Source organism: Bacillus cereus group sp. BfR-BA-01453 (assembly GCF_022662915.1).
GTDB classification, from domain to species: Bacteria; Bacillota; Bacilli; order Bacillales; family Bacillaceae_G; genus Bacillus_A; species Bacillus_A paranthracis.
In genome coordinates, this window is record NZ_JAKUEN010000016.1 from 35,771 (window position 1) to 49,204 (window position 13,434).

The following is a 13,434-nucleotide window of genomic DNA, read 5'->3' on the forward strand; positions in this document are numbered from 1 at the left end:
GAAAGTTAGTGCATATACAATAGCAATACGAAATACAAAGGATTTAGAGGAGGAGGTGGTGATTTTCATGGGGATAAAAAAGTTGTTTGGGTTTCTTAGTTTGTTTGTTATTTGTATTGTGCTCGTAGCATGTGGTGTGGAACAAAAAACGGAAGTTCAGTTATTAAAAGAAATGCCAAAGCCAAAAGCAATGACAATTGATCCCTCACTAAGTAAAAAAGAAGCGACAGAAATGGTTCATGCGGCGCAGCGTTTTTATGCATTTTGGGATACAGGTAAGGAGGAACTTATTCCGCAGACTGTTACTGAAAATTTCTTCGATAATACGTTGCCAAAAGGGCGACCACAAGGTGTTGAAGGGTTAAAGTTTGCAGCACAAAATTTTCGTAAAGTCGTTCCTAATATACATTGCGAGATTGAAGATTTATTAGTCGTCGGTGATAAAGTAACAGCCCGTCTTTCTTTTACAGGAACGCATAATGGTAAGAAAATTAATTTTTTTGCAATTGACATTTTACATGTGAAAGACGGAAAGATTACGGAAGACTGGCATTTAGAAGATAATCTTACGTTGAAACAGCAACTTGGGTTAATAAGCGAGGAATAGAGTAGGGGAGAGGAAAACGATGAAAAATATATTTATTATAAATGGACATGAAAAATACGGTACAAAGGAAGGACGATTAAATAAAACGTTAGTGGATCATATGGTGACGGTATTAAGCGAGGACCATCAAGTGAAAACAACAACGATTCAAGATGGATACAATATAAAAGAAGAACAAGATAAATTTTTGTGGGCTGATGTTGTGATTTATCAAACACCGATTTATTGGTTTAGTGTTCCAGGATTATTTAAAACGTATATGGATGAAGTATATGAATACGGTTTGTTCTTTAAAGGTGCAGATGAATACGGAACAGGTGGTTTATTAAAAGAGAAAGAGTATATGTTCTCTACAACTTGGAATGCACCTGAAAATTCATTTGGAGATAAGACGAAGTTCTTTGAAGGAGAAAGTCTAGAATCAACGCTTAGTCATTTACACCGCGTGCAGAAGTTTCTTGGGATGAGTCCGTTAAAGAGTTTTGCTTGTTATGATGTGGTAAAGAATCCGGATATTGAGAAGTTTTTATTAAACTTGAAAGATCACTTAGATGAAATAATTCAATAATAGTTTGTATTGTGAAGAAGGTACTACTAAGGAGGTAGTACCTTCTCTCTTATGAAATACGTTGAAAATCTTTACTTATACAGGACTGTTTTAGTTTTTTTGATTTGAGTAAATGTTTCATATCAGAGATGTTATTGTATGAAAGCTGAGTATGATAATAGTTAATGTACTCAAGTAATGCAAAAATATAAATAAATAGGGTGAATGATACCCCGCCTAAAGGTAAGTCGGGATACAAAATTACAACATCAATAGTAAACGTAATAAATCCCGTGATAGTGAATGCTATATTAATCTTTTTAAGTATTTTTAAATATTGAATCATCCTAATGGGCGTAACAGATGTTTTCTCTTTTTTTAGTCGTTTCCACTTTACGTACCAGTAAATTACTCCTTGTAATAAGATAAACTCTAAAAGAAGAAATGAGACCCAAAAAGAATACAGGGAATATAAATGTAACGTAGGATAAGCATAATTAAGTAAGTAACTTGTGAAAATAAAAGTAATGACTGAAAATAATTCACCTGTGTATAGATAGGAAAGTCTTTTTTCTAAGGTGTGTTTCATGTTTTTCTCCTTTTATAAAAGCCCACATAATTTAATAAGTGGATGGCTGTACCCATAACTTCGCAAAATTTGCCCAACCGAATGAATCAATTGTTACGTTTTTTAAAGAAGAAGGGTATGTCTTTCTTTTTAAAACGTGATAGTTAAATAAAATGATGTGTTCTGTTTGTAAAAATTCTTCGATCTCATACATGAGCTCATAGCGCTTCTCCTTATTTTCTTCTAATAAAAATGTATCAAGTAAACAGTTAATTTGTTTTTCATAGTGCGGGTCCATGAACCGGTTTACGAAGCAACTTTTATTTTTAAATACATTTAAGAATGCAAGTTCATGATCGGCAGCAAACACTTCTCCCATGAAAATAATATCGGCATGCTGATCGATAGAACGGTTCATATAATCTGAAATGAGAAATGGGTGAAGCTCTACTTGTATACCTAAACTTTCACATCGTTCTTTTAAGAAATATGCATCATTTGCACTATCTTTAAATGCGAAGAAGTAAATATGTATCGTCTCTCCATTATAAGTGCTCTTTTTTAAATACTCTTTTGCTTTTTCTAAAGAGTAGGACCTTTTAGTAGCTTGGCGGCTTCTTTCAGGGAAAAAGCTTGATGCAGCAATTGTTCGTCTACCCTCTATGCTACGAAGTATCGTTTCAACATCATATAGTTCTCTCCAAGCCTTTCGAAAGTAAATGTCGTGATGAGGACCAGGTTTTGTAAAGTTGAATCCAGCATAAATACAACCTATTTCTTCTATTTGTATATCATGCCTTTCATTTTCTTCTTCATTTGGTAGTTCATAATCAGCATCGATTTGTACATGATCCGGAATACCCCAAAATTCAATACGATCTAATAACGCGCGTTCTTTAAAATAATGAGTGAACGCTTCGAGTACGATATTGTCTTCAGAGTAATGAGCAAGTTTGAAAGGTCCAGTACCTATATAATGATGATTTTGAATACTAGCATCACGCGGCAAAATTGCTAGTTGTATGGAACTTACATAGTGTAAGAAGAAAAGGTTGGGCTTTGCTAAATGGAACCTTATTTGCAGTGGTGATGGCGTTTCAATTTGAACAATTTCTTCTGTTAACCATTCAAAAGGAGAGTGAACTTCTTTTAGTCTTTCAAATGAAAATCGTACATCTTTAGAAGTTAAAACTGTTTCGTTATGAAAATATACATCCTTTCGTAAATAAAAAGTCCACGTCAGCCCGTCTTCACTTAATTCCCACGTATGCGCAATGTGTGGTTCCATTTTTTCCGTAACATCGTTATAAACGACTAACGTATCAAAAATTTGACTTGTAAGATGGCTTTCTGTAGTTACAGCCACAAAAGCCGGATCTAAGGGGAATATCTTTCTCGATATAGGAATCTTTAATATGTCGTACATATCATTTGAAGGTTCGTATCCAAAATGATGATGTAGTTTATTTTCTATCTTTTTTTGAAGTGCAAGGGGTAGGGGTTCTTTTAAAAGAAGAAAGATATCTTTTAATTTTTCTTGCGCTAACAGTTCATCTGTATAGGACTCAATCGCTTCTACGAAATTATGTATAAATAGAATTTCCGTTTTATTCCCGCGGCCTCGCCCTGGAGTCCAGTGAATTAATTGCTCCTCGCTCATTTTCTTTAATAAAATCTTTATGTTTTTCGTACTGCAATATAAAACATCCGCTAATTCTTGTAAGCTATTTCGCATATGTTGTTGATCTTGTGCATGTAGTCTTAGTCTAATGTAATAGTCCATAATTTTCATATATACACTTCCTTCTATTATAAAAGGGGAAACTCTTTAGAATATTCTAACCTTTTTCTTCCTTTTTTTCAAAGTAAAATAAGTAAGCATAAGGAGGGGGAAACAATGGGATTTTGGAGTATGCATCGAAATATAAAGATTAGAATTATAACTTCGTTTTTAACACGTACTGTATCCACGATGATTTTTCCATTTATGGCGATTTATTTTTCAATAAAGTTAGGTAGTGCGATTGCTGGTGCGTTACTACTTAGTAATGTCATAGCTTCGTTAGTAATTGGTTTATACGGTGGATATGTTGGAGACCGGCTTGGTCGTAAAAAGGTGATGATTATCGGTCAAAGTATACAAGTCATTTCCATTGCTTGTATGGGGATTGCGAATTCCGATTATGTAGATTCACCGTGGCTAACATTTATATTTATGTTGGTGAATAGTTTAGGATCTGGACTTATGAACCCTGCGACAGAGGCAATGTTAATTGATGTAAGTACACCTGAAAATCGAAAAGTGATGTACAGCATTAACTACTGGGCAATTAATTTATCCATTGCGATTGGAGCGATATTTGGCGGATTACTATTTGAGAACTATAGATTGCAATTGTTTATCGGATTAACAGCGATTGCAGTTATTACTTTATATGTGATGGCTGTATATATGGAAGAGGTGTATGTAGCTAGAAAAATAGTAGAGAAGAAAAATGTATTAAAAGATATGGCGGATAGTTATAAAGTCGTAATGAAAGATAAAGCATTTTTAATTTTTTGTGCAGCGAGTATATGTACATTATCGTTAGAGTTTCAAATTAATAATTATTTAGGAGTACGTTTGCAGAAGGAATTTGAAACGGTGCACTTTTTATTCGGGAATGGTGTTACGTTTGATTTAACAGGTATTCGCATGCTGAGCTGGATTTCTGCAGAGAATACAATTTTAGTTGTATTATGTTCAGCACTTCTTATTAAAATGCTGAAAAGCTTCAACGATTTGAAAATATTATATGTCGGCTTATTCATTTATACAATTGGATTTACAATACTCGGAACGAGCAATAGTTTATGGATTTTATTAATTGCAGGGCTTTTCCAAACGGTAGGCGAGATGATGTATGTGCCAGTGCGTCAATCTATTATGGCAGATATGGTACCAAATGAGGCGAGAGGTTCATATATGGCGATTAACGGAATGGTCTTTCAAGTGGCAAAAATGAACGGGGCATTAGGTGTTATGCTAGGTTCATTTATCGCATCTTGGGGCATGAGTGCTCTGTATTTTATCGTTGGTATGAGCAGTATTTTATTATTTATGAAAGCGATTGGGAAAGAGAAAGAGAAGTATGAGGAGGAGAGAAATGTTTCTCAAATTGGATGAAACTATATAAAAGCGAACCAGTTATACTGGGACTCGCTTTTTATATAATTTTTAGAACGGATCAACTTCAGCTAAATTCGGAGTGGTATCTGGCTGTAGCAAAAGATTTTTTAATGTGCCTACTTCAGAAAGAGTGACTAATATGTAGCCACTAATTAGTACAATAAGTCCGATGACGCGTAACGTTTGTAAGCTCACTTCATTATTATTCGTTTCCGTTGGATTTGGGGGCGTTGAAGGTGGATTGTTATTCATAAATATAGGCTCCCATCTTTTGTATTTATATATGTGTAAAAGCATGATTTAACTTATGGATAGGAATGATATAGTCATTTTCACTATATGAGAACTGCCTATGAAAAGTGATTAGAAATTTTGGGACGAAAAAAGGAGGTATCCAAAAGATTATTAAAACTGAACTTTTGGATTCCCTTCTTTTTATGTATCCCGATATTTGTGGAGGTCGGATTTCCTGTAAACGACCAGTTGGTGAGGGCTGATTCATTATTTTCATGTAAATAAAAGGAGGTTAGTTAACCAAAGTAGCTATCCTAATATACGCAACGATTCTTCAATAAACGCCGGGATGTCCTCAGGTTGTCTACTTGTGACCAGCTGATTTTGGCATACGACTACTTCTTTATCGTGAAAGTTTCCGCCAGCGTTTTTTAAATCGACTTCAATAGATTTATATCCAGTCACATCGCGTCCTTCAAGTGTTTGTGCAGTGATGAGTAATTGGGGTCCGTGACAAATAGCGAAAACCGGTTTTTCCGTATCCATAAATGCTTTACTAAAGCGAACGAAACGCTCATCCGCACGAAGTATATCTGGAGAAAATCCGCCTGGTATGAAGAGTGCGTCAAAGTTTTCTGGAGAAACATCATCGATACCTTTATCAATTACAATTTCACTTTTTCCTTGTTTACCGTGTACCGTTTTCCCTTTTTCTGCTTCAATAGTTGTTAATTCATATCCCTTTTGTTTAAAAGCTTCTGCTGGCTCTGTGTATTCTGTGTCCTCGAAATAATCCGTTATTAAAATAGCAATTTTTTTACTCATTCTAATCCGCTCCTTACATTATATTATCGGTTCCAGAATCGTCCTTGGGCAATGCCTTCTATAAATGACTCAATTGAAGTGTTTGTTAAGTTGTAAATTCCTGCTCCATCTAATTTGATTTTACTATTGTCTAAAGCATGAGGATCGCTAAGGACATAGGCTATCGGTTTAAAGTGTTTAAAAGTAGTTTCTGCAAATTCTAAAACAGGGGGTCGAATGGCAGATTCACTACTAAACACTAATACCGCATCAAAAAGTGCAGAGTCTGTTGTTGTATAAGTATCCGTTACTTTAATGGAATCATTGAACTGATGAATTTTATTATCTATGATGCTATAGTTCATTCGGTGTTGTACAAAAGCTTGAATCCATTCGGACAGAAGGGAGACGCTTGGGTCACCATTCAATAGAATTGCCACATTTTTGGAATCAGCTTTAAAAATAGTGTTGGACATACTTAGTGCAGGTGATTTTGCATCCGAATTTATTTCGTGATTTTCTTTAGGCAAAGGGGCTCCAATCATGTTAGCGACTTCCTTTGCTAATTGACGATCGACGTGGTTTAAAAGAGCAATTACATTTGCCTTCACCATGTCTGATTTGCACTTCCCAACTTCAAAGCAAAATGCATCTTTTATGTGCTGTTTTTCAATAGGGTTCATACTATTGTAGAAAAGTTTAGCTTGCGAATAAAAGTTAAGGAAGCTTTTACTGCGGCCTCTAATTTTATGTCCATCAATCTTTTCTTGATAATGCTCATATCCGCCCTGTTCGGCTTGGACGGTTGCTGGTTGATTATTATTCAAGCCATTAGGGTGATAGCTTGTTTGACCGCGATGAATCTGCATTTGATGCACGCCATCACGTTGATTATTATGAAAAGGACATACGGGCTGGTTAATAGGAATTTGGTGAAAATTAGGGCCTCCTAAACGAGATAATTGTGTATCTGTATAGGAGAACAATCTTCCTTGCAGAAGAGGATCATTTGAAAAATCAATACCTGGTACGACATGGCCAGGGTGGAAAGCTACCTGCTCCGTTTCTGCAAAGAAGTTATCAACATTTTTGTTGAGTGTCATTTTACCAACTAGTTTTACAGGAACTTCTTCTTCCGGCCATAATTTCGTTGGATCTAAAATATCAAAATCAAATGCATGCTCATCTTCTTCTGGAATTAGCTGCAATCCAAGCTCCCATTCTGGATAATCCCCTTTTTCAATTGCTTCATATAAATCTTGACGATGGAAATCAGGGTTTTTCCCAGCAATTCTTTGAGCTTCATCCCATACTAATGAATGAACTCCGAGGGTAGGTTTCCAGTGAAATTTTACGAAGTGGGCTTTTCCTTCTTTATTAATAAGTCGAAATGTATGAACCCCAAAACCTTCCATCATTCGTAAACTACGCGGAATAGCCCGGTCGCTCATCTGCCACATAACCATATGAGTAGACTCGGGGTTATGGGCAACAAAATCCCAAAATGTATCATGAGCGCTAGCTCCCTGAGGAATATCATTATGTGGTTCTGGTTTAACTGCATGGACAAAGTCAGGGAATTTAATAGCATCTTGGATAAAGAATACTGGCATATTATTACCTACTAAATCATAGTTACCTTCATCTGTATAAAATTTTGTGGCAAATCCGCGCACATCTCTTACTGTGTCATTGGATCCTTTAGAGCCTTGAACGGTTGAGAACCGTACAAATACAGGTGTTTTTTTTGAAGGATTAGTAAGGAAATCTGCTTTTGTATATGCTTCTAAAGATTCATAAAGCTGAAAATGACCATGTGCTCCAACTCCGCGTGCATGAACAATTCTTTCAGGAATTCGTTCATGATCAAAGTGGGTCATTTTCTCGCGAAAGTGGAAATCCTCCATTAAGGTTGGGCCTCTTAAGCCCATCTTTAAAGAGAATTCATCCTCGGCTATTTTTACTCCTTGGTTTGTTGTTAAAGCATGTTTGCGTTGATTATCCGTAACGTGGTGTTCCAATTGTTCCGTTTTTTTATTCACAATATAGGCCCCTCCTTTACGCTGTTAATTAATAGATACCCTTTTTGTTAGGATGTAAACATGTATTATCGTTTTTGTATGTAAAAATCATAAAACGTTGGTTGTACCAGTGATTCTTGTTTGAGAAGGGAAAATAAAAAAGCCAAGGAGATACTTTATTTTCTCCTTGGCATTTAAGATAATTCTTTTCGTTAAAACGAAGAAACGCGTTGTTTCGTTTTTGGTACAATAATAAATTTGATCCAGAGTAACCCGACAATCATAATGATAAGGCTATGTAAAAATTGACCTGTAGCAATGAGTATAACAATTGAAAATATAATGAGCTGAATGCTTAGTAATATAAAGATTAAGTGAAGAAATTGATTCAGTCGTTTTTCAGTATCAATTGGATATAATGCTACAATAATATTTCCCGAAAAATATTTCCACAGGGAACGGAGCTGCATAGAAATCATATATAGGACGATATATGCGATAGCGCCTTTTACGTATATGTTTGGTATAAAATATAAGGCGAAGGCACCAATCAGCCCTAAGCGAATATATATACCGAAATAATCATTCCCGCGTAAAAATGCGAGTGTATGTAAATAGAAGAAAGTTGCTCGTTTTTTATGTAATAAAGGTTCAATCCAAGTTGTAAGCCATTTTCTTTTATTTACTTGCTTATTTAGTTGCGGAACATCGGTGAAGATGCTAGCAAATTGATAAAAACGAACGTTCATTTTTTCTTCTTGTTCAATTATGTAATCCCACGGTATTCGTTTTGTAGGCTGCTTTTTCGTATATAGAAGCAGGAAAGCAAGCAGTAAAAGTAATCCCCCTAATATGAGAATGTTTGCTGAGTAAAACAGCATGTAAATAATGAGTGCGTTACAAGTAATACGAATGATAAGCCAGATGCTTTTTTCATGACTATCACGCCACATCCAATGTATGTACATATTCCAAGCTTTCGCAATCATTAAAACGATAAAGATTGTACATAAGAAAGGCACCGTTACTTGCAATGATTGTAGCGCAAGCGGAACGAGAATAAGAAACGTAAATAATAATGGGAAAAGCTGAATGATATAATTGTATAGAAGAGATTTTTTGAAATAAGATGTTAATTTCTCTTCTAGTGCTAGTAAATAGACAGCATCAGGTTTTTGAATAAATGTACGGATCGGGCATCTCGTTATAATGAATGTAAGTACAATCGTGATGAGTAGTAAAGATATTCCTTTAGAAGGAGATGCTTTTAGAAACTGAGCATAGTAGTATGCGCCAACGCATGAAATAAAGATAAAGCTATATAGTAAACCGTTAATCATACGTGCAAAGTATGTAATGATATTTTGCATATGTTGTTGGAAGCGGCTGCTCCATAGTGATTCGATTGACATGTTTTTCACCTCTTTGTTCTATTATATATGTTTTTAGAAAAGAAAAAACGAGCAAATTGCGTTATGCAACTTGCCCGTCTTTCTTTTCGTTATTTTTTTTCTGATCACGATTCATTAATGGATAGAAAGCAAAGCCGATTACGAATAAACCAATTCCGAGAAGGAATGTTTTTATATCGGCTGCGCCCGTTTTAATAACCCATAGTGCGTAGCAAAGTGCAATCACTGCGACTATACCATCTGTAATTCTTGCCCGCATTTCATTTTTATACGTTTCACCAGTTGCGACTAGTTTTAACTGGAAGATTGGTGAAACGAGATATGGAATGAGGTAGGCCAGTGTCGATACAGTAATAACGAATGTATAAGCTTCCGCAATTGTTCCTGATAATGTTGAGAATAAGAACACTTGCGACATAATGTTTGTTAATCGTAATGAATAAATTGGACTTCCTTTTTTGTTTGTTTTTGCGAAGAAGGAAGGGAAGAAACCTTCTTTTGCTGCTTGATATGGTACTTCTGAGCTTAATAAAATCCAGCCTAAAATCGAACCGAACAGGGAAGTAAGAGCAAGTAATGCCATCAGTTTCCCGCCGCCGTGACCCATTGCAGCATTTAATGCATCTGCTAACGGACGTTCTGAGGCTTGTAATGTATCAACGTGAAGTACACCCATTGTTAAAATTGTAATTCCTAAGTAAATCGCAACTGTAATAAGTAATCCCGCAACTGTTGCGCGTTTTACCGTTTTTGGAGAAACAGCACGGTTTGATAAAAGAACCGCTGATTCAATTCCGATAAATGCCCAAAGCGTCGTAAGAGCAGCTAAGTTTACTTGTGAAAGAAGGCCGTGTGATGCACCTGATTTATCGATCATCGGTGTGTACCATTGTCCAAACTTAGAAGCTTCGAATGCAAATAACGTAACGACGATGAATAATAGGAATCCAGTTACTTTCGTTGTTGTTGCTAAGAAGTTTAGCTTTCCAGCTCCGCTTACACCGTTTGTTAATATAATATGAGTTCCCCAAAGTAAGATGGAACAAATCGTAAATGTAATTAGTTTTCCGACTTCTACATTAAAAGAACCGATTGAAAATAGTAGTCGTGTATCTTTCATAATTGGGAAGAAGAGTGATAAATATCCCGCAAATGATGTAATGATGGCAACGTTACTTGCCCAGTTTGCAACCCAATAGCCCCATACCATACTGAAACCAGCCATTTTTTTCTTTTTTGGTGTTGAGAATAAAGCATATGCATGACTTTGTGGTCCTGTCGTTAAATCAGGACGACGAATTGCTAAATTACCGAAAACAAGAGCTAGCATTAAAACACCAAACCCTGTTGTTAACCAAGCTAAAGTGACACCGAGAGGGCTTGCTGTTTGTGCCAACGTACTTGGCACCATGAAAATCCCAGCGCCAACCATGTTACCGACAACGAAAGCTGTTAGTACCCAAAAGCCCCATTTTTTTTGTTGCATAGAAAATACCTCCAAAGTTAGTATAACCAAGTCAAGCGAGGAGATATGTATGTCTTCCTGAGTCAGGAAGAGAAGTCCCAAACAAAACAAAAAAAGCACGTAATTTGCCGCTACATGCTTTCTATCTTATAAGAAACCCACGACATACCTCTCGATAGCTCTCCACAAACGAGACGTTTGTGACAGTTCTGCACTTATTAAATGCAGACCCAGCAAGTGTGCATGGTGGACACAACTTACTTCGGCAATCATTCCTTTCTCATTCCTTCATCAATGCCACTACATCTCCAGAAATGATACTCTTAATGACTGCAACCTCTACCTCACCGAGATACGAATGAGGATTTAAATATTAAATTAACGTATTTAAGAGTAACAAATGTATTTTTATACGTCAATGGATATAGTAATAATCAGATTATAGAGAAGAGTTTGTGATTAAAAGGGAGAGGGATTAGTATGTAATATTGAATTTTCATAATATAATAAATGTTATTGACGCTAGAAGATTGAGGAGGGGATGAAGTATATGTCTGTATGTCATAAACATTCAGTAATAGGTGTGCTAGATTCGGGAGTTGGGGGATTAACAGTTGCGAGCGAAATTATAAGACAATTGCCTAAAGAGAGCATTTATTATATTGGTGATAATGAGCGTTGTCCGTATGGGCCAAGAAGTGTAGAAGAGGTACAATCTTTCGTATTTGAAATGGTTGAGTTTCTCAAACAGTTTCCGTTAAAGGCTCTAGTTGTAGCATGTAATACTGCTGCAGCTGCTACATTGGCTGCGTTGCAAGAAGCACTTTCTATTCCGGTTATTGGCGTTATACATCCGGGAGCAAGAGCGGCTATTAAAGTGACAAAGAAAGGGGAAATCGGAGTAATTGGAACTGTAGGTACGATACAGTCTAATATGTACGAAAAAGCATTGCATGAGCTTGATACATATTTGAAAGTGCATAGTCATGCGTGCCCGACTTTAGCTACAGTTGTAGAAAATCGATTAGAAGATACCGCATATGTCACGCAGCAAGTGAAACAAGCTTTACTTCCATTAACGAAAGAAGATATAGATACGTTAATTCTTGGGTGTACGCATTATCCACTTTTAGAGTCCTATATTAAAAAGGAACTAGGAGAGGATGTAACGATTATTAGTTCTGCAGAAGAAACAGCGATAGAGTTAAGCACAATTTTACAGCACAAAGGAATTCTGGCTGACACTCTGAATCCTAAGCATCGATTTTTTACAACAGGCTCTGTTTCTTCATTTGAACATATCGCTGAGCGTTGGCTAGGGTATCAAATTTCTGTAGAGTGTGTGGATTTACCTATAAAAGATGCTCGCATCTGTAACTAGGCTTTATTAAAGTACTTTTTGTTCCATAAATTAGGTTAGTTGCATAAGAAGGAAAAAATGCGCTTTTAATTGAAAGGATTAAGGTCATTTCAATTAAAGGAGAGGTTTGATTATGGAATTATTAAGGTCTCAACTATTTGCTTTAGAGTATATTTCAAAATATGCAGAGAACGAAAAACGTGAGGCGAAAGCAACAATTAATCATATACTTAACATGTCTAATATCACAGATGAAATGTTTGAAGAAGCTGTCGCTAATTTAAAATCTCATGCAAGGATCGCTTTACACTTTCATCCAGACAGACAAGATTCGAATATGAAAAATATTGCTGAAGCACTGCTTGAGCAAGGGAGATATAAAAGCCAGTTTGAAACATTAATATCTAACGGAAGCGTATCTGCTTATCCTGGCGGTGAACGTGACCTTTGGGAAAAGAGAATATTTGGAGGCGCATATCAATTGGAAGGCGTAACGAATGATCAACGGCCAAAGTATGGAGCGCTAAATTTGATGTTACATCCAGAGGGGCCCGCGCCGCGTTTTGGATCATGTTACTTTCTCTTATCTCCAAAAGTTTCTTCTCGCTCTACATATACGTATTTAGATTCGCATCAAGATCCAAAAGAAAAGGGGACATATGAAGAGTTTGATATGATTTTAGCTGCTCTTTTGGAAGAGACATTTGTAAGAGATTTTGCAATTGGTGAGGGGAATTTGACTCCAACAAGATTCATTCATCATTTACTGGCTAATCTGGAAAGGCCGTTTATAGATTTAGTAAACAAAGAGTCATCTCGCAATCTTAACCATTATATTGAAGCACAGATTCATGGAGAGATTTCACTTAAAGAAGACGTGGAGGCGCTTATTGTAGATCCTTCATTTAAGGGGACGGATGTAGGGAGAACTTTAGAAGGAATTTGTATGAAGTACGCTATTGATTTGTATTGGCACATGGGTTTTGTACTGCCGGTAGACGACGTTCCAATGAATTTTAGAGGTTCAAAAATGCCATCTTTAGCAAGGCGTATTGCACGGAATAATTGTATCGATGCCAATATAATTGGCTCTGCTGTAGTGGATTTGAAACGCAATCCATTATCTTGGAGTGATCGTGGAACTTATGAGGAAGTGCTTCAGGAATTAAAATTATTATGGCATGTTTTAGTTCGATTTGGAAAACCAAATCGGAAGTAGAACGAAATACTCTGTTTTTTGGAAGTAT

General features: G+C 36.1%; 12 protein-coding genes and 1 riboswitch. Of the genes, 5 read left to right on the forward strand and 7 right to left on the reverse strand.

The genetic code is table 11. From position 1 onward, the window contains the following. The first annotated feature begins 67 nt into the window (after positions 1-67). Entirely contained in the window at positions 68-607 is a 540-nt protein-coding gene (locus MR070_RS22945; protein ID WP_242262056.1) for an ester cyclase, read from the forward strand. A gap of 19 nt (positions 608-626) precedes the next feature. Continuing rightward, positions 627-1,175 (forward strand): NAD(P)H-dependent oxidoreductase, encoded by a 549-nt coding sequence (locus MR070_RS22950; protein WP_242262057.1) that lies wholly within the window; start codon positions 627-629, stop codon positions 1,173-1,175. A gap of 49 nt (positions 1,176-1,224) precedes the next feature. Here the strand turns inward: MR070_RS22950 and MR070_RS22955 are convergent, their stop codons facing one another. Both MR070_RS22955 and MR070_RS22960 read right to left on the reverse strand, forming a co-directional pair. Then, positions 1,225-1,743 carry a hypothetical protein gene (locus MR070_RS22955; RefSeq protein ID WP_000683270.1) on the reverse strand — a complete coding sequence of 173 codons (519 nt, stop codon included), beginning with the start codon at positions 1,741-1,743 and terminating at the stop codon, positions 1,225-1,227. 31 nt (positions 1,744-1,774) lie between these two features. Continuing rightward, positions 1,775-3,514 carry an SgrR family transcriptional regulator gene (locus tag MR070_RS22960; protein ID WP_242262058.1) on the reverse strand — a complete coding sequence of 580 codons (1,740 nt, stop codon included), beginning with the start codon at positions 3,512-3,514 and terminating at the stop codon, positions 1,775-1,777. A 105-nt stretch (positions 3,515-3,619) separates the two neighbouring features. Between MR070_RS22960 and MR070_RS22965 the strand changes: the two genes are divergently transcribed. Further along, complete coding sequence (locus tag MR070_RS22965; RefSeq protein ID WP_242262059.1) at positions 3,620-4,888, forward strand: MDR family MFS transporter; 1,269 nt, start codon at positions 3,620-3,622, stop codon at positions 4,886-4,888. Positions 4,889-4,939: 51 nt separating this feature from the next. Here the strand turns inward: MR070_RS22965 and MR070_RS22970 are convergent, their stop codons facing one another. From MR070_RS22970 to MR070_RS22990, 5 genes are all read right to left on the reverse strand, one after another. After that, positions 4,940-5,143, reverse strand: coding sequence for a hypothetical protein (locus MR070_RS22970; protein WP_001063865.1), 204 nt, complete (start codon positions 5,141-5,143; stop codon positions 4,940-4,942). Between the two features lie 291 nt (positions 5,144-5,434). Next, positions 5,435-5,950, reverse strand: a complete 516-nt coding sequence (locus MR070_RS22975; RefSeq protein ID WP_242262060.1) for a type 1 glutamine amidotransferase domain-containing protein — start codon at positions 5,948-5,950, stop codon at positions 5,435-5,437. A gap of 23 nt (positions 5,951-5,973) precedes the next feature. Next, positions 5,974-7,971: a catalase gene (locus tag MR070_RS22980; protein ID WP_242262061.1), complete on the reverse strand. Its 1,998-nt coding sequence runs from the start codon at positions 7,969-7,971 to the stop codon at positions 5,974-5,976. A 191-nt stretch (positions 7,972-8,162) separates the two neighbouring features. Further along, positions 8,163-9,362, reverse strand: a complete 1,200-nt coding sequence (locus MR070_RS22985) for an ABC transporter permease (RefSeq protein ID WP_242262062.1) — start codon at positions 9,360-9,362, stop codon at positions 8,163-8,165. A gap of 61 nt (positions 9,363-9,423) precedes the next feature. Next, complete coding sequence (locus MR070_RS22990; protein WP_001186306.1) at positions 9,424-10,848, reverse strand: amino acid permease; 1,425 nt, start codon at positions 10,846-10,848, stop codon at positions 9,424-9,426. Between the two features lie 147 nt (positions 10,849-10,995). Next, positions 10,996-11,177: riboswitch (Lysine riboswitch) on the reverse strand. A 200-nt stretch (positions 11,178-11,377) separates the two neighbouring features. On the opposite strand from MR070_RS22990, the gene racE reads away from it, so the two are divergent. Further along, a complete protein-coding gene (gene racE / locus MR070_RS22995; protein WP_242262063.1) occupies positions 11,378-12,208 on the forward strand; it encodes a glutamate racemase in 831 nt (276 codons plus the stop codon). 112 nt (positions 12,209-12,320) lie between these two features. Then, positions 12,321-13,406 carry a DUF3626 domain-containing protein gene (locus MR070_RS23000; RefSeq protein WP_242262064.1) on the forward strand — a complete coding sequence of 362 codons (1,086 nt, stop codon included), beginning with the start codon at positions 12,321-12,323 and terminating at the stop codon, positions 13,404-13,406. Positions 13,407-13,434 lie beyond the last annotated feature (28 nt).